This is a genomic window from Bartonella sp. AP258QHHD (genome assembly GCF_042196145.1).
Taxonomy (GTDB): Bacteria; Pseudomonadota; Alphaproteobacteria; order Rhizobiales; family Rhizobiaceae; genus Bartonella.
In genome coordinates this window covers 105,525-121,979 of sequence record NZ_JBHIPR010000077.1, presented here as the reverse complement: position 1 = coordinate 121,979, position 16,455 = coordinate 105,525, and the positions used below count along the sequence as shown (strand labels likewise).

The window sequence follows — 16,455 nt, the reverse complement described above, 5'->3', positions numbered from 1 at the left end:
TGAGACATTGAATTATGCTATTCAGGATGTTCGGAAAGAAGCAAGACAAGCTGCTGCTATTGGTCTAGCGGTGTCCAACTTACGTTACTATGATATACCAGGATCTTTAAGTGTTTCATTTGGGAGTGGTTTATGGCGCAGTCAATCTGCACTTGCTATTGGTGCTGGTTATACATCTGAAGATGGAAATATTCGCTCGAATGTATCTGTGACAAGTGCTGGAGGTCATTGGGGAATAGGTGCTGGAATTACTCTGAGGTTGAGATGATAATAGAAAAAATGGCTGTTATTGTAAAAACGAGAAGTATGTTAGTAAAGGTTCTGCTGTTTGCTCTTGCCTTAATAGGCAAGAGCGAAAGCTTTGCCAACGAGAACAATAATATTTATACAGTGCATCCACCGCACTTATCGATACCTAAGGGAGAACCTGGCGAAACACGTCGAATTATTATGCAGTTTTATGATTGGACTTTGATTTGTGACGAAAAACAAAAGCTTAAACATAAGCAAGGTATATGTAATGTGACACAGACGGTTCATGATCAAGAAGGAAATACCATTTTTAGTTGGTCTCTTGTTTCTACGACAAGTGGTCAAGCAGTGATGCTTTTTCGAACATTGCCAAATTCTGATATAAATGTTCCGATTCAAATGTTTGTAAAAGGTGTTAAAAAACCTGTTCTTATTAATTATACGCAATGTAATGAAACGGTTTGTTTGGCACAATCACCTGTAGGGCCGGTTTTGACTAAACAAATAGAGCAGAACAATAAGGTACGTATTTCCTATAAAACTAAAGAAGGTAAGGTATTTTCTTTTACTGTACCATTTAAAGGGTTAAATGCAGCACTTAATTCTTTCCGTCCTTAGAATTCATCGAGTATTTTTAACAAGAGTCATTTTTCCATAAATTGTTGTATTATATTTCTGAGTGTAAATTATAAGGTCAAATAAGTAAGAAGTTTTATATAATATGATATCGAGGTGATTTATTGGAAAGAGTGAGAGTTTTATGAATATAAAGTCACAGTAAGTTATTTATATGTAATAGAAAATAAAGTTAGTGTTTCCCGTAATGCTTAAAGAATGATTTCGTTAGTTATTAAAAGTAAAAAAGATTAGAAATACTCGATTTATTCCTTACAATAATGAGTAGACTAAATTCTTTTTTTAAGCTTAAAATGGATTTTTAAAGCGGTCTGATTAAGCATTAATATTTTTCAGATAAATTTATAATTCTAGAGTTTTTTTTGAACGATAGGTTTTATTGGTATTCACGAAATAACAGCTATTGTAATTGCATTTTGTAGTACTACGGAAATTTTATTCCAGCATAATCAAAGCCATTTCATTGCATATAACAAACAAGGTTTGTGTGTGGATAACAAAAAAAATTTTTTTCTTATAAACCGTACTAATGTATAGGTTGTTGTAACCTTAAGAGTCAGCAAATAGTATGATAGTGTAGGTTTGTTACAATAGAGGTGTGCTCCGTGTGAATGGTATCAAGAAAAGAGCATAATTTATAAAAATTGATGTGAACGTAAACGATTAATTTATAGTTTTAAGTTCATAAAGAGATGCATGATTTCACGGAAACAACCGAAAGATTATACAAAAAACTGAATGATGTTAGTGTAGAAAATTTTAATGATAGAAAAAGAAAGAATGATTTCTTGTATATATCATTTGATGCTGCATTATTGCTTTATTTAGGAATGAGCAGAAGAGTTTTCGCGTTTATTTATTGGGGGACGCTCAAGGGATAAGGGACATGACCCCGTTAAATTATGGTTCAAAAGAGTTAAAGCAAGGAGAAATATACGATACCAAAGCAGATCAGTTGTATGATCAGTGCGGTAGTAATACAAATAATCTTTCTGCATTGTCACGAACAGAGGCATACTCTGTCCTTGTTGATATAAAGAGACAACAGAGAAAAAAACATTATGAACAGAAACAGGTTTTTGTTCAATCTGAGGCAGCTTTTGAGTTTCATAATCAGATAATGATAGGTGCTCAAAAAACAAAAAAACTCAAAGCACCTTTTCTTCGACGGTTCCATTCAGTAAAATCTCCACCTCTTTATGCGGCACTTGATCTCGGAACAAATAATTGTCGTCTTCTTATCGCATCTCCCAGTAAACCTGGATATTTTCGTGTTGTTGATGCTTTTTCTCGTATTGTACGATTGGGAGAAGGTTTAATAAATAACGGTTTTCTTAATACACAAGCTATGGATCGTGCGATTGAAGCATTAAAGATTTGTCATTTAAAGCTAAAACAAAGGCATATTAAGCGTTATCGCTTGATTGCAACGGAAGCTTGTCGTTCTGCAGAAAATGGTAGACATTTTATTCAGCGTGTTTTGGAGGAGACAGGTCTTGAATTGGAAATTGTTGATCGGCAAACAGAAGCGCGTTTTGCTGTTACAGGGTGTAGTACACTTGTTGAACCAAATACTGACGCAATTGTGCTTTTTGATATTGGAGGAGGATCATCAGAAATTGTGCTACTGGATGTTTCTCAAAAGCGTTCTTTTCGTTTAGCTCGACAAATTATCGCTTGGACTTCTCTTCCTGTTGGTGTTGTTACGCTTGCTGAACGTTTTGGAGGGAATGATATTAGCTTAGACGATTTTGAAAAAATGAAAAGCTATGTGCGAGGGTTATTAAATAATTTTTCAGATCGTCATAAATTAGGAGAGTTAGCACAAGGTTCGAAGTTTCATCTTTTGGGAACCTCCGGTACGGTTACGACTTTAGCAGGAATGTATCTTAATTTAGAGCGTTATGATAGGAAAAAAGTGGATGGCATTTGGATGAATGATGCAGACATTACACTTATGACACAACGCCTATTATCATGGGATATAGAAAAACGTGTCATAAGTCCTTTTATTGGACGCGAGAGAGCAGATTTAGTTTTAGCTGGTTGTGCAATTTTAGATGTTATTCGGGAAGTTTGGCCAAGTCAGCGTTTAAGAGTTGCTGATCGTGGATTAAGGGAAGGAATTTTGATAGAGCTGATGTTACGCGATGGAGTATGGTGTCGTCGTAGAAAGAGCAGAGATTTCAAGCGTTAGAGAATTAAATATGGAGACAATGAATAACGATGAAAAAAACAACAAAAACACCGAGAGGTGGCTATGGAGGTTCAGGGTCACATGAATTATATCAGCGCGTAAAAAAGAAAGCAGGAACCATTAAAGCTTCATCACGACGATGGTTAGAGAGGCATCTGAATGATCCTTATGTCCATCAATCAAAAGTAGATGGGTATCGTTCGCGTGCGGCTTATAAACTCATTGAAATTAATGAGCGCTATAGGTTTTTGAAAAAAGGTCAAAAGGTTATTGATCTAGGAGCAGCACCTGGGGGCTGGTGTCAGGTGGCTGAGCGTATAGTAGGGTCAAGTGATGAGGATCCTAGCGTTGTTGGTATTGATTATTTACATGTTGATCCATTACCTAGAGTTGCCATGTTGGAAATGGATTTTTTGCATACAGATGCACCGCAGAAATTAATTGAAACTTTAGGGACAAAACCGGATGTGGTTCTTTCTGATATGGCAGCGCCAACAACAGGTCATCGTCAGACGGATCATTTAAGAACGATTTATTTATGTGAAGTTGCGGCTGATTTTGCTCTTTCGGTTCTTAAGCCTGGGGGACATTTTTTAGCAAAGGCTTTTCAAGGAGGAGCAGAAAACACTCTTCTTACGACACTAAAACAGCATTTTAAAAAAGTCTATCATGTTAAACCACCCGCAAGCCGATCAGAATCAGTAGAGCTTTATCTTCTAGCACTTGAATTTAAGGGAAAAACAAACATTCAAGAATAGCGCCTTCTTTTAAGAAGATTTAACTTTACTTAACCTATTTAGATGTGATGATTTTTTTCTCAAAGAGTTATCGGCGATAGTGACAGTTTTTCTGTTATCAATGATGAAAAACTGGTAAAACTAATGTATTGCCTATAGAGGTAAAGAGATTGATTCCTCAGTGAGTACTTCCAATGAAATTTCTTGATCAAGCTAAAGTTTATATTCGTTCTGGTAATGGAGGTTCTGGAGCAGTATCATTTCGTCGTGAAAAATTCATAGAATTTGGGGGGCCTGATGGAGGGAATGGAGGACGGGGTGGTGATGTCTGGGCTCTTGTTGTTGATGGACTTAACACGCTGATTGATTATCGGTACCAACAGCATTTTAAAGCAAAAACAGGGGGACATGGCAAGGGGCGTAATATGACGGGTGAGAAGGGTGATGATGTCATCCTTAAAGTTCCGGTTGGGACTCAAATTTTTGAAGAAGATAATACAACGTTAATATGTGATTTAACGGAAGTGGGACAGCGCTATCGCCTTGCAAAAGGAGGGAATGGCGGTTTTGGCAATCTTCACTTTACAACATCGACAAATCGGGCACCGCGTCGTGCAAATCCAGGTTTGGCTGGAGAAGAGCGTGCAATATGGCTTCGTTTGAAGTTGATTGCTGATGCGGGGCTTGTTGGTTTACCAAATGCCGGAAAATCAACTTTTTTAGCTTCTGTAACGGCTGCAAAACCAAAAGTTGCAGATTATCCTTTTACCACTCTACATCCTCATCTTGGTGTTGTACGTATTGATGGTCGTGAATTTGTTTTGGCTGATATTCCGGGATTGATTGAAGGAGCGCATGAAGGTGTAGGAATTGGAGACCGTTTTTTAGGACATGTAGAACGTTGTCGTGTCCTCCTTCATTTGATTTCTGCTCAAGAAGAAGATGTTGCAAAAGCATATCAAATTGTGCGTCATGAACTTGAGGCATATGGAAATAATCTAAGTGATAAAACTGAAATTGTAGCTTTAAGCCAGATAGATACTCTCGCTCATGAAGAGCGTAAAACGAAACATGAAGCTTTGCAAAGAGTAACGGATCAACCTGTTATGATGTTTTCTGCGGTTAGCCGCGAAGGTTTAGAAAATGTGCTGCGTGCTGGTGCACATATTATTGAAATGTCACGCAAAGAGGAGATCAGTGGGGATAGCAAGGTTGATTGAGATGGCTGTTGGATCGCAAAAACTTACACACTATAAACGTATTGTGGTCAAGATTGGATCTGCCCTTTTGGTTGATCCTCAGGCAGGTTTACGGGTTGAATGGCTTAAAAGCTTGATCAATGATGTTGTTGAATTACACAAAGGAGGCGTAGAGATATTATTGGTGTCTTCAGGTGCTATTGCTTTAGGAAGGACATTGCTACAGCTTCCTAAAGGGGCTTTGAAATTGGAAGAAAGCCAGGCATGTGCTGCTTTGGGGCAAATTGAGTTAGCAAAAACCTATGGTGATGCGCTTGCTCAACATGGGCTCAAAACAGGCCAAATTTTGCTCACTTTATTTGATACGGAGGAGCGAAGGCGTTATCTCAATGCACGTGCAACGATTGAGACGCTTTTATATTTGGGAGCTGTGCCTGTTATTAATGAGAATGATACTGTTGCAACAACTGAAATTCGTTATGGTGATAATGATCGTTTAGCTGCACGTGTGGCAACAATGGTGAGGGCAGATCTTTTAATACTTTTATCCGATATTGATGGTCTTTATACAAAGTCTCCCCATAGTGATCCTACGGCTGAATTTATACCTTTTGTTGCATCCATTACGCATGATATCGAAAAAATGGCAGATGTTGCTGCTTCAGAGTTTTCACGGGGAGGAATGAAGACTAAGCTTGAAGCCGGAAAAATAGCTAATGCTGCTGGAACGGCGATGATTATCACCTCAGGCAAGCGTATGAATCCTCTTGCTGCAATTGACAAAGGTGAACGCAAGAGTTTTTTTGCGGCAAGTAAGAAATCTGTCAATGCTTGGAAAACATGGATTTCTGGTCATTTAGATCCATCTGGTGTTTTGACGATTGATCAAGGAGCCATTAGGGCTCTTGAATCAGGAAAATCATTATTAGCTGCAGGGGTTATTGGCGTTGAGGGAAATTTCCAGCGTGGGGATACGGTTGCAATTGTTGGTACAGATGGAGTTGAGATTGCGCGTGGACTTGTAAGCTATGACAAAGATGAGGCTGTACGCATTATAGGACATAAAAGTGAAGAAATCGAAGCTATTCTTGGGTATGAGGCGCGCTCTGCTATGGTGCATCGTAATGATATGATTGTACGTTTCTTGATCAATTCTGTTTAAAAAAGTTACTTTTGTTTTTATTGTTTTGGCAGAGTGGATGTTACGATGACTTTAGAAGAAAAAATGAAAGATATGGGACAAAAAGCACGCTATGCCGCTGCAGCATTGGCTGTTGCTTCTTCTGAGCAAAAGAACAATGCATTAGAAATGATCGCTTTAAGTTTAGAGGCTCAGTCAGATGAAATTTTACGGGCGAATTGTCAAGATTTAGAGAATGCTGCTCAGAATAATTTGAAAGCTGCAATGATTGATCGGCTAAAATTAGATGATTTGCGTTTACGTGCAATGATAGACAGTGTTCGCCAAGTTGCTCGTTTATCTGATCCTGTTGGACAAGTGATGGATGAATGGACGCGTCCAAATGGGCTTCATATAAGTCGTGTACGAACACCTCTTGGTGTGATTGGCATTATTTATGAAAGTCGTCCAAATGTTACAGTTGATGCGAGTTCTTTGTGCTTAAAAGCTGGCAATGCTGCGATTTTGCGCGGTGGTTCGGATAGCTTTCATTCTTCTCATGCTCTTCATTTAGCTTTGGTACAAGGTTTAGAGCGCTCTGGTTTACCTAAAGATGCCATCCAAATGGTTGGAACGACAGATCGTGCTGCCGTTGGGGAAATGCTCAAAGGGTTGGATGGAGCGATTGATGTGATCGTACCACGTGGTGGAAAGAGCCTTGTTGCTCGTGTTCAGTCTGATGCACGTGTTCCAATTTTTGCTCATTTGGAGGGACTTTGTCATATTTATATTGATAAATCGGCAGATTTAGATATGGCACGCAATATTGTTTTAAATGCAAAGCTGCGGCGAACAGGGATATGCGGTGCTGTTGAGACAGTTCTCATTGACAGCCAAGCATTAAAAAAATTTCTTCCTGTTTTAACTGCTTTACAGGAAAAGGGGTGTGAAATTCGTGCCACAGAAGATATTGTTTTTCTTATGCCAGATGTCAAATTAGCTTCTGAAGAAGATTGGTCGCATGAATATCTTGATGCTATTCTTTCTGTTAAAACGGTTGAGGGTGTTGAGGGAGCCATTGCTCATATCAAGCGTTATTCATCAGGACATACGGAATCGATTATTGCTGAGGATTTGGAAGTGGTGAAGAATTTTTTTAATCATTTAGATTCAGCTATTTTATTGCACAATGCATCTACACAATTTGCTGATGGAGGTGAATTTGGTTTTGGAATGGAAATTGGTATCGCAACAGGAAAAATGCATGCACGTGGTCCCATAGGTGTTGAACAGCTAACATCATTTCAATATCACGTTAAAGGAAATGGTCAGGTTAGAGCTTGAGAACACCATTTTTTCCATGGAAAAATTGTATGCCACATGTTGAAAGATCTAATGTTGTGGGTCTTTTTGGTGGTTCCTTTAATCCACCGCATGCGGGGCATCTTCTTGTTGCAAAAATTGCCATTCGGCGTTTGCATCTTGATCAGTTATGGTGGATGATCACTCCAGGAAATCCTTTAAAGGATTGTACACAGTTGCTCCCTTTAGAGGAGAGAATGCGATTAAGTTTTAAACTTATTGACCATCCGAAAATTCGCTTGACAGGTTTTGAACAGGCTATAGGGAGCAAAGTATCAGTAGATACGATTTTTCATATTCTTACCCATTACAGTGGCGTAAATTTTGTATGGATTATGGGGGCAGATAGTTTTGCGACGATACATCATTGGTATCGATGGCATGATATCGTCTCTATGCTTCCTATTGCGATTATTGATCGTCCTTTAGGCAATTGGTCAGCACTTTCCTCTCCTATGGCACATATTTATCGCCGTTTTCGTTTGGATGAGAGAGAAAGTAAGCGATTACCTTTTATCAAGCCACCAGTTTGGACTTATTTGCATGGACCTTTATCTTTTCAATCTTCAACAAACCTTCGTTTGAAGAAGAATGATTTTTCTTGAACATTTCATAAGATTCTGTTTCTCTTTAGAGAAGTCTCTTTTTTAGATTCCACAACGATAAGAAAGGATATTGATCTGAAAAACATTGCACACAAACACTCTTACGATACTATGCCTTCAAAAGAAAAAAAAGTTTTTTCTGTTAGTGAGAGTCTTGAAGTTATTCTCAAGAGTTTAGAAGATACAAAAGCAGAAGATATTGTTGCTATTGATATTCGAGGGAAGTCATCTTTGGCTGATTATATGGTCATAGCTTCAGCAAATTCGCAGCGTCATGTATCGTCTGTTGCTGATCATTTATTACATACTTGGAAAGATAGTGGGCAGGGGCTTGCGCGTGTAGAAGGGCTTGCTGGAGGTGACTGGGTATTGATTGATACAGGTGATATTATCATTCATCTTTTTCGTCCAGAAATTCGTCTTTTTTATAATTTAGAAAAAATATGGATGACGCCGGATTTAAACGATACGGCTTTGCTTCTCTTCGGAGATCATTAAAATGCAAATTTCTATTTTTGCGGTTGGTCGTATGAAAAGTGGGGCGGAGCAAAAATTAGTTCAGCATTATTTGGATCGTTTTTCTAAAATTTCTGGAGATGTAGGCTTTCATTTAAAAAAGTTACAAGAGATACCAGAAAGTCGTGCTCAAACAGTTTATCAACGTATGGAGGAAGAGGGGAGAAAACTTATTGAATTTTTACCTGAAAAATGTCGATTAATTGTGTTAGATGAGCGTGGAGAATCGATTTCGTCAATTTCTTTTTCTGAAAAATTGAGGCGTTATCGTGATGAGGGCATTCGAGATGTCGTCATTGCTTTGGGAGGACCTGATGGGCATAATGAACAAATAAGGAAGCGTGCTGATTTTCTTTTATCTTTTGGTTTGATGACGTGGCCACATCAAATTGCACGTATTCTTCTTACAGAACAACTTTACCGCGCTGTAACAATTGAAAATAATCATCCGTATCATCGTTTTTAATATTTTTGTTCAATTTTTAGCACTTATTTATATGTTTATTAATATTGTTTTAGCTGACACCATTTAAAGCATCTCTAATGTATACGATGAGGTGTCATGGTTTTTGCAAATGAAAAAGCTTCTTCATAGAAAGATGCTATATTTATATGAGGAGTGCGTCATATTTGTCATTCTGCTCTTGAGTATATTTTTTTGCTTTTCTGTATCGCATGCGGAAGATACAATGAGGAGTACGGAAGTCCATAAAGAATTAGGAGAAATTCGCCAAAATATTTCACTTTCGCGTGAGCGTGTTGCTTTTCTTATGCATCAAGTTGAGCATTTAAAAAAAGATCAACGTGTTTTGAGTGATGCACTCATAAAGGCGGCTAAAGAAGAACGTATAGTAGCAGATGATATTGCTAAAAGGGAAGAAAAGCTTAAAAAAATGATAGAAAAGCGGGTACAAGTCTATCAACGTTTAAAAAATCGTCGTGCTGAATTTGCGGAAGTTCTTGCAATTTTGGAGCGTATGGGATTGAATCCGCCTCCTGCTCTTATGATACAGCCAGAGGACGCGTTGGCTTCTATACGTAGTTCTGTTTTATTAGGTACCGTTATTCCTCAGATGCAAGAGAAAACACGAGATTTAACAGAAAAACTCAAGGAGTTGACCAATTTGAGTAATTCCATTACTACGGAATATAAGGCATTAAAGACAAAGCTGCAAAATCAAGCAGAGCAGCGAAAACGTCTAGAGCTTTTATTAGACCAAAAAAACAAACTACAAAAAAAATCAGAAAAAGAACTTACAGAACAGCAACAAAAAAATATTGCTCTTGCTAAAAAAGCGCAGTCTTTAGAAGAATTGATTTTAGAGCTCGACCGTCAGTCAAAACTTAGCTCTGATGCATCAGTACAGGTACGGAAAAGTTTGCAATTGTTAGAACAGTCCAATTTTGAAAGCCGAAAAGGTTCTTTACTTTTTCCTGTTTCAGGAAAAAGAATACATCACTCTAACAAAAGTTCGCAGATTACGCGCTTTGGTGAAACGATAGAAACAGAGTCAGGAGCTGTTGTTATATCACCTGTGGATGCTTTTGTTGCTTTTGCTGGGCCATTTCGTTCTTACGGACATTTAATCATTCTCAATGTTGGAAATGGTTATCATATCATTCTTACTGGAATGTCGAGAATTAATGTAAAACAGGGGCAGTTTGTTCTTTCAGGTGAGCCTCTGGGTATAATGGAAATGCAATTTATTTCAAACAGTGTTGCATTGGATATAGGAAAAACTTCTCCAATGCTTTACATTGAGTTTAGAAAGCAGGGAAAACCTGTAAATCCAACTCCTTGGTGGCAGACTGAAAAAATAAGAAGGAGCCAAAATGATTCGTAAAGTTATTCTTTTGGTCGCTGGGGTATTGCTCGGCGCCTGTTCAATGATTATGGTGCAGTCTGTTGCTGCGAATAATGAAGATAATGCATATAAAAAGCTAGCTATATTTGGCGATGTTTTTGAGCGTGTGCGTATGCAATACGTTACAGTTCCAGATGATAAAAAGCTTATTGAAAATGCTATCAATGGCATGCTCACATCACTGGACCCTCATTCATCTTATTTGAATGCTGAAGAAGCCAAGGATATGCGGGATTCTACGAAAGGAGAGTTCGGAGGTCTTGGTATTGAGGTCACTATGGAAAAAAACTTAATTAAAGTTGTTTCACCAATGGATGATACTCCCGCTTCAAAAGCAGGTATTCTAGCAGGAGACCTTATTTCAAAAATTGATGATGTACAAACGAATGGTCAAACATTGAATGAAGCTGTTAATAAGATGCGAGGTGCTCCTGGAACACCAATTACCTTAACAATTATTCGTTCTGGCGTTGATAAGCCATTTGAAGTGAAGATTGTTCGTGATATTATCAAAGTAAAAGCGGTGAAATATCGGGTTGAAGGTGATATTGGATATTTAAGAGTTATCCAGTTTTCTGAACAGACATTAAATAATCTTCTAGCGGCAATTAAAGATATCCAATCTAAAATTCCTGAAGATAAGCTAAAAGGTTACGTCCTTGATTTGCGGCTTAATCCCGGTGGGCTTTTAGATCAAGCTGTTAATGTTTCGAGTGCTTTTCTCAATAAAGGTGAAATTGTGTCGACTCGTGGGCGCAAAAAGAGTGATGTGACAAGATTTGATGCGAAGCCAGGTGATGTCATTAATGGAAAACCGCTCATTGTTCTTATTAATGGTGGTTCAGCAAGTGCTTCTGAAATTGTTGCGGGTGCACTGCAAGATCATCGTCGTGCAACAATTTTAGGGACGCAGTCTTTTGGTAAAGGATCTGTTCAAACAATTATTCCTTTGGGTGAAAATGGGGCTTTACGCTTAACAACAGCACTTTATTACACGCCATCAGGCACTTCTATTCAAGGAACAGGGATCACACCTGATATTATTGTAGAGCAACCACTCCCTGAAAAATATAAAGGTTATGATGTAAAAGTTGGTGAGTCTGCATTAAAAGGACATATCAAAGGAAAACGAGAGAGTAATAAAGGATCTGGTTCAGCTGCTTTTGTTCCCAAAGACCCTAAAGATGATATTCAATTGAATGAGGCTTATAAACTGTTACGAGGTGAAATGGCAAATGCAGCATTTCCACCAGATCCCAATAAGGATGTGTTAAAGTGAGAATTGATATCTATAGCTTGCGATTTTGAGGAATATTAAATGGATGCAGATATTAATTTGAAGATTCTTCCATATCGCAAATGTGTTGGGATTGTTGTCTTTAATCATGAGGGGAAAGTGTGGGTTGGGCGTCGTTTAATGATGCCCATTCATGCAGATGCAGATATTGACATATCTCATCGTTGGCAGCTTCCTCAAGGAGGGATTGATGAAGATGAAAAACCATTAGATGCGGCATATCGTGAACTTTATGAAGAAACGGGTATTCGATCTGTAAAGTTGATTAAAGAAGCACAAAATTGGTTCCATTATGATTTTCCACAAGAACTTATTGGGTGCACATTAACAAATAAATATCGTGGGCAAATACAAAAATGGTTTGCTTTCCAGTTTACAGGAAAGCTTTCTGAAATTGCGATTAATCCGCCACCAGATGGCAATAAAGCGGAATTCGATCAATGGAAATGGATTGATCTAGAAACCCTTCCGTTGATTGCTGTTTCTTTTAAAAAGCACGTTTATACGAAAGTTGTCAGCGAATTTCGAGGTAGCCTTAGACCATTATAAAAGCTATATGATTATGAGAAAGCTTTTTTTATTAAGATGCTTTATATTATAATAAATAATAAACATGTTTATCTTTTATGTGAAGAACAGGAATATAAAATGAAAAAGTTATTTAATTTACTTATAGTTTTTACTCTCTTGAGTATTTCATCTGTTGCATTTGCAACAAGTTCAAAGCCTCCTGCATCAAAAGATGCGGCAGCGACATTGCCAAATGGAGCTTCTTCTTTGACTGAAACCTACGGTTTGTGGACTATTAACTGTGGTATACAAGAAGGGAAAAGAATTTGTTTTATGCACCGTCAAGAAGTAAATGAGCAGGGGCGTGTTGTTGTGGCTATGGGCCTTACTCTCGATGCTGAGGGTGTTGTATCTGGTAATTTAACAGTTCCTTTTGGCATTTTGGTTTCTAAACCTGTTCGTTTACAAGTTGATGAGGGAAAAGCTGTTATCGAAACCGGTATCCGGACTTGTGTACCAGCAGGTTGTGTGGTTCCTGTCGTTTTTGACAAAAATCACGTAGCAGCTTTACGTTCTGGAAAACAGTTAAAGTTGGCGATGACAATTGCTGCTGCAGGTGAACCAGCTTTGAATGATTTATTTGTTCAGCTAGATGGTTTTAGCAGTGCTCTTAATCGTTTGACTGCTTTGCAGAAATAATTTTAAAACTAAAAGCGGCCTTTAAAAGGCCGTTTTTAGTTTGTTTGTTTTTTATAATTAATAATTAAAACGATGAGATTTAAGATTAATCCTATAAGGGATATTCAGATTTTTTGCCGTTTCTTCTATTTTATGTGCTATTTTTAATTTTGATATTTGTTTTCTAACTGCATCGTCATTAAATAGAGAGATGAAGAATTTAGATGTCTGTTTTTATTCAAGAAAAAAGAGTATTGAAATATAAAACCATTTTTTGATACACAGACCTGCTTTAATGAAGGTTTTCTATACGCTCTTCTGTTTCCTTGATTGAAAGGGATGACGCATGATTTATGCATTGCTTCGAACGATTGATTTGATTTTTGAGATTTATATTGATATTTTAATCGCGAGTGTCATTTTTTCTTGGCTTTATGTCTTTAATATCATAAATTCGCGCAATCGCTTTGTTGTTTTGATAGGAAGCTTTCTATATCGTCTTACAAATCCCGTTCTAAGCCGTATCCGGCAAATTTTACCAAATTTTGGAACGATTGATATTTCACCTATTGTAGTGTTCATTATTATTTATTTTATTCGTACTTTTATGTGGCGCGTTTACGCAAACATGTATGTATAGAAATATTACTTGAGGCGAATACATGTTTTATCAAGTTGATAAAAATAACTTGATTTTGTTTGTATATCTCATTCCAAAATCATCTGTTGACAAAATAATAGGGGTTGAATGTAGGGATGGTGAAAAACAATATCTGGTTATACGCCTTCGTGCTGTTCCTGAAGATGGAAAAGCGAATAAAGCTCTCATTAAATTTCTTGCGAAGCAGTGGAGAATCCCATCTTCTTCTATTTCTCTGAAAAACGGTGCAATATCTCGCTACAAACAACTTTACTTTTCAACACATTTAGAAGAGCTAAAACAGATATGGCAATCCTTTAGAGATTACATCTCGTAGAAAAAATAAATAACAAAGCCTATAAAAAATAGGCTTTATTTTATTAAATCGTTATATTTTGTTATTGCGCTCAACAGCTTGCTTAATTAATTCATGAGCAAAGTTTTTATCACGCCATCCTTCAATTTTAGCCCATTTTCCAGGTTCCAGATCTTTGTAATGCTTGAAGAAATGTTCAATTTGTTTGAGTGTAATCTCGGGCAGGTCTGTATAGTCATGAATATTGATATAGCGTTTTGTTAATTTTGTAGTGGGAATGGCAATAATTTTTTCATCTTTACCACCATCATCTTCCATCATTAGAGCTCCGATGGGGCGAACATTGATAACACAACCAGGCATAAGTGGACGGGTATTACAGATAAGGACATCAATAGGATCACCATCATCTGAAAGCGTATGAGGGACAAAACCGTAATTTCCAGGATAAACCATTGATGTATGAAGAAAACGGTCAACAAATAATGCACCCGACTTTTTATCCATCTCATATTTTATTGGCTGCCCACCAAGGGAGACTTCCACAATAACGTTAATATCTTCTGGTGGATTTTTGCCTACGGGTATTTCCTTAATATTCATAGAGACATCCTTTCTGGAATATAGTGAGGCTCAATACAATTAAATATTTTACCAAAGAGATTATGAAATTAATTTGAAATTGATGCACGTGTTTTTTCAAAACGTTTACGTTCATTAGGATCAAGATAGAGCTTGCGGAGACGAATATTTTTAGGGGTTACCTCTACAAGCTCATCATCTTGTATCCACGATAAGGCGCGTTCTAACGTCATTTTAATGGGAGGCGTTAACTTTACGGCCTCATCTTTTCCAGAAGCGCGCATATTGGTGAGTTTTTTTCCTTTTAACACATTAACTTCTAAGTCATTATCTCGTGAGTGGATGCCAATAATCATACCTTGATAGACTTTCACACCCGCATCGATGATCATAGGTCCACGATCTTCAAGATTAAAAAGAGCATAAGCGACAGATTCACCGTTGTCATTTGAAATCATAACACCATTAACACGACCAGCAATGTCTCCTTTATAAGGTTCATAAGCATGGAAAAGGCGATTCATAATTGCTGTACCACGTGTGTCCGTTAAAAGTTCAGATTGATAACCAATGAGTCCTCGGGTTGGGGCATAAAAGACAAGGCGGACACGATTACCTCCAGAAGGACGTAACTCCACCATTTCGCCTTTACGTTCAGACATTTTTTGTACAACAATACCGGAATATTCTTCATCAACATCGATAACAACTTCTTCGATTGGCTCAAGAGTTATTCCATTTTCATCTTTTTGCATAACAACACGTGGGCGTGAAACACTAAGTTCAAATCCTTCACGGCGCATATTTTCAATGAGAACTGCAAGCTGTAATTCTCCTCGTCCTGAAACGTAGAAAGAATCTTTATCGGCTGATTCTTCAATTTTAAGAGCGACATTGCCTTCTGCTTCTTTTAACAATCGGTCACGAATGACACGGCTTGTTACTTTATCGCCTTCAGTTCCAGCAAGGGGACTATCGTTGACGAGAAAACTCATAGTAACAGTAGGAGGATCAATTGGTTGGGCAGTAAGGGGTTCATTGACAGTAGGATCACAGAAAGTATCAGCTACGGTACCTTTTTGCAGACCTGCAATCGCAACAATATCACCAGCACTTCCTTCTTCAATAGGTTGCCGTTCTAAGCCACGAAACGCTAAAATTTTTGAAATACGCCCAGTTTCTAAAAGTTTTCCATCTTGTCCAAGAACCTTGACATTTTGATTGGGTTTCAAAGAGCCAGAATGAATCCGTCCTGTAATAATTCGTCCCAAAAACGGATCCGCTTCAAGAATAGTTCCAATCATGCGAAACGGTCCTTCTGCTACATTAGGAGAAGGGACATGCTGCGTCACAAGATCAAATAAAGGACCTAATCCCTGATCTTTTGGTCCTTCAGGGGCTTCCGCCATCCATCCATCGCGTCCAGATCCATAAAGAATAGGAAAATCAAGCTGTTCATCGGTTGCGTCAAGAGCAGCGAAAAGGTCAAAAACCTCATTAATGACTTCATCAACGCGTGCATCCGGTCGGTCAATTTTATTAATAGCAACAATAGGGCGCAATCCTACTTTCAATGCTTTGCCAACGACAAATTTTGTTTGTGGCATCGGTCCTTCAGCAGCATCAACAAGTACAATGGCTCCATCAACCATATTGAGGATGCGTTCAACTTCTCCACCAAAGTCGGCGTGTCCTGGTGTATCAACAATATTAATTCGAGTATCTTTCCAAACAACAGATGTCACTTTCGCTAGGATTGTAATTCCGCGTTCTTTCTCAATATCGTTTGAATCCATCATACGTTCGCTTGTACGCTGATTATCACGGAAGTTTCCTGATTGCTTGAGAAGCCCGTCTACAAGCGTTGTTTTCCCATGGTCAACGTGGGCAATGATGGCAATGTTACGCAATTGCATAAATTTTCTTCTTTTCGTTTAATGAAA

The 16,455-nt window shown here is 37.9% G+C and carries 18 protein-coding genes; 16 read left to right on the top strand and 2 right to left on the bottom strand.

Annotated features, from left to right (window positions below; genetic code table 11):
- The 16 genes from ACFIMM_RS08815 to ACFIMM_RS08740 form a co-directional block, all read left to right on the top strand.
- On the top strand, positions 1 to 268 hold a 268-nt coding region (locus tag ACFIMM_RS08815; RefSeq protein WP_375692698.1), incomplete at its 5' end, for a YadA-like family protein.
- Positions 265 to 870: an invasion associated locus B family protein gene (locus ACFIMM_RS08810; protein WP_375611868.1), complete on the top strand. Its 606-nt coding sequence runs from the start codon at positions 265 to 267 to the stop codon at positions 868 to 870. The genes ACFIMM_RS08815 and ACFIMM_RS08810, both read left to right, overlap by 4 nt.
- 904 nt (positions 871 to 1,774) lie before the next feature.
- Positions 1,775 to 3,085, top strand: a complete 1,311-nt coding sequence (locus ACFIMM_RS08805) for a Ppx/GppA phosphatase family protein (protein ID WP_375682813.1) — start codon at positions 1,775 to 1,777, stop codon at positions 3,083 to 3,085.
- A gap of 29 nt (positions 3,086 to 3,114) precedes the next feature.
- Complete coding sequence (locus ACFIMM_RS08800; RefSeq protein WP_375682814.1) at positions 3,115 to 3,843, top strand: RlmE family RNA methyltransferase; 729 nt, start codon at positions 3,115 to 3,117, stop codon at positions 3,841 to 3,843.
- Between the two features lie 173 nt (positions 3,844 to 4,016).
- A complete protein-coding gene (gene obgE, locus ACFIMM_RS08795) occupies positions 4,017 to 5,042 on the top strand; it encodes a GTPase ObgE (protein WP_375682815.1) in 1,026 nt (341 codons plus the stop codon).
- A 1-nt stretch (position 5,043) separates the two neighbouring features.
- A complete protein-coding gene (proB, locus tag ACFIMM_RS08790; RefSeq protein WP_375675710.1) occupies positions 5,044 to 6,183 on the top strand; it encodes a glutamate 5-kinase in 1,140 nt (379 codons plus the stop codon).
- Positions 6,184 to 6,228: 45 nt separating this feature from the next.
- Positions 6,229 to 7,485 (top strand): glutamate-5-semialdehyde dehydrogenase, encoded by a 1,257-nt coding sequence (locus ACFIMM_RS08785; protein WP_375627674.1) that lies wholly within the window; start codon positions 6,229 to 6,231, stop codon positions 7,483 to 7,485.
- Positions 7,486 to 7,514: 29 nt separating this feature from the next.
- The gene (locus ACFIMM_RS08780; protein ID WP_375681871.1) at positions 7,515 to 8,108 is read left to right on the top strand and encodes a nicotinate-nucleotide adenylyltransferase; all 594 of its coding nucleotides are present in this window, start codon (positions 7,515 to 7,517) and stop codon (positions 8,106 to 8,108) included.
- 111 nt (positions 8,109 to 8,219) lie between these two features.
- Complete coding sequence (rsfS, locus tag ACFIMM_RS08775) at positions 8,220 to 8,606, top strand: ribosome silencing factor (RefSeq protein WP_375610572.1); 387 nt, start codon at positions 8,220 to 8,222, stop codon at positions 8,604 to 8,606.
- A gap of 1 nt (position 8,607) precedes the next feature.
- Positions 8,608 to 9,090 carry a 23S rRNA (pseudouridine(1915)-N(3))-methyltransferase RlmH gene (rlmH, locus tag ACFIMM_RS08770; protein ID WP_375611861.1) on the top strand — a complete coding sequence of 161 codons (483 nt, stop codon included), beginning with the start codon at positions 8,608 to 8,610 and terminating at the stop codon, positions 9,088 to 9,090.
- Between the two features lie 133 nt (positions 9,091 to 9,223).
- Complete coding sequence (locus ACFIMM_RS08765) at positions 9,224 to 10,468, top strand: murein hydrolase activator EnvC family protein (protein ID WP_375611872.1); 1,245 nt, start codon at positions 9,224 to 9,226, stop codon at positions 10,466 to 10,468.
- A complete protein-coding gene (locus tag ACFIMM_RS08760; RefSeq protein WP_273790634.1) occupies positions 10,458 to 11,768 on the top strand; it encodes a S41 family peptidase in 1,311 nt (436 codons plus the stop codon). Before ACFIMM_RS08765 ends, ACFIMM_RS08760 begins: the two co-directional genes overlap by 11 nt.
- Before the next feature lie 39 nt (positions 11,769 to 11,807).
- Complete coding sequence (locus tag ACFIMM_RS08755) at positions 11,808 to 12,335, top strand: RNA pyrophosphohydrolase (RefSeq protein WP_375611860.1); 528 nt, start codon at positions 11,808 to 11,810, stop codon at positions 12,333 to 12,335.
- Positions 12,336 to 12,434: 99 nt separating this feature from the next.
- Positions 12,435 to 12,995: an invasion associated locus B family protein gene (locus tag ACFIMM_RS08750; RefSeq protein ID WP_273790632.1), complete on the top strand. Its 561-nt coding sequence runs from the start codon at positions 12,435 to 12,437 to the stop codon at positions 12,993 to 12,995.
- Between the two features lie 325 nt (positions 12,996 to 13,320).
- The gene (locus tag ACFIMM_RS08745; RefSeq protein WP_375611859.1) at positions 13,321 to 13,614 is read left to right on the top strand and encodes a YggT family protein; all 294 of its coding nucleotides are present in this window, start codon (positions 13,321 to 13,323) and stop codon (positions 13,612 to 13,614) included.
- A 22-nt stretch (positions 13,615 to 13,636) separates the two neighbouring features.
- Positions 13,637 to 13,951: a DUF167 domain-containing protein gene (locus ACFIMM_RS08740; protein WP_375611858.1), complete on the top strand. Its 315-nt coding sequence runs from the start codon at positions 13,637 to 13,639 to the stop codon at positions 13,949 to 13,951.
- Between the two features lie 51 nt (positions 13,952 to 14,002).
- On the opposite strand, the gene ppa is transcribed toward ACFIMM_RS08740, so the two are convergent.
- Positions 14,003 to 14,533 carry an inorganic diphosphatase gene (gene ppa / locus ACFIMM_RS08735; RefSeq protein WP_375613276.1) on the bottom strand — a complete coding sequence of 177 codons (531 nt, stop codon included), beginning with the start codon at positions 14,531 to 14,533 and terminating at the stop codon, positions 14,003 to 14,005.
- A gap of 68 nt (positions 14,534 to 14,601) precedes the next feature.
- Positions 14,602 to 16,428, bottom strand: coding sequence for a translational GTPase TypA (gene typA / locus ACFIMM_RS08730; protein WP_375682816.1), 1,827 nt, complete (start codon positions 16,426 to 16,428; stop codon positions 14,602 to 14,604).
- Between the last annotated feature and the right edge of the window lie 27 nt (positions 16,429 to 16,455).

Coding starts and splice junctions, on each gene's coding strand:
- ACFIMM_RS08810 (WP_375611868.1), top strand. CDS start 265: ATGATAATAGAAAAAATGGCTGTTATTGTAAAAACGAGAAGTATGTTA.
- ACFIMM_RS08805 (WP_375682813.1), top strand. CDS start 1,775: ATGACCCCGTTAAATTATGGTTCAAAAGAGTTAAAGCAAGGAGAAATA.
- ACFIMM_RS08800 (WP_375682814.1), top strand. CDS start 3,115: ATGAAAAAAACAACAAAAACACCGAGAGGTGGCTATGGAGGTTCAGGG.
- obgE (WP_375682815.1), top strand. CDS start 4,017: ATGAAATTTCTTGATCAAGCTAAAGTTTATATTCGTTCTGGTAATGGA.
- proB (WP_375675710.1), top strand. CDS start 5,044: ATGGCTGTTGGATCGCAAAAACTTACACACTATAAACGTATTGTGGTC.
- ACFIMM_RS08785 (WP_375627674.1), top strand. CDS start 6,229: ATGACTTTAGAAGAAAAAATGAAAGATATGGGACAAAAAGCACGCTAT.
- ACFIMM_RS08780 (WP_375681871.1), top strand. CDS start 7,515: ATGCCACATGTTGAAAGATCTAATGTTGTGGGTCTTTTTGGTGGTTCC.
- rsfS (WP_375610572.1), top strand. CDS start 8,220: ATGCCTTCAAAAGAAAAAAAAGTTTTTTCTGTTAGTGAGAGTCTTGAA.
- rlmH (WP_375611861.1), top strand. CDS start 8,608: ATGCAAATTTCTATTTTTGCGGTTGGTCGTATGAAAAGTGGGGCGGAG.
- ACFIMM_RS08765 (WP_375611872.1), top strand. CDS start 9,224: ATGCTATATTTATATGAGGAGTGCGTCATATTTGTCATTCTGCTCTTG.
- ACFIMM_RS08760 (WP_273790634.1), top strand. CDS start 10,458: ATGATTCGTAAAGTTATTCTTTTGGTCGCTGGGGTATTGCTCGGCGCC.
- ACFIMM_RS08755 (WP_375611860.1), top strand. CDS start 11,808: ATGGATGCAGATATTAATTTGAAGATTCTTCCATATCGCAAATGTGTT.
- ACFIMM_RS08750 (WP_273790632.1), top strand. CDS start 12,435: ATGAAAAAGTTATTTAATTTACTTATAGTTTTTACTCTCTTGAGTATT.
- ACFIMM_RS08745 (WP_375611859.1), top strand. CDS start 13,321: ATGATTTATGCATTGCTTCGAACGATTGATTTGATTTTTGAGATTTAT.
- ACFIMM_RS08740 (WP_375611858.1), top strand. CDS start 13,637: ATGTTTTATCAAGTTGATAAAAATAACTTGATTTTGTTTGTATATCTC.
- ppa (WP_375613276.1), bottom strand. CDS start 14,533: ATGAATATTAAGGAAATACCCGTAGGCAAAAATCCACCAGAAGATATT.
- typA (WP_375682816.1), bottom strand. CDS start 16,428: ATGCAATTGCGTAACATTGCCATCATTGCCCACGTTGACCATGGGAAA.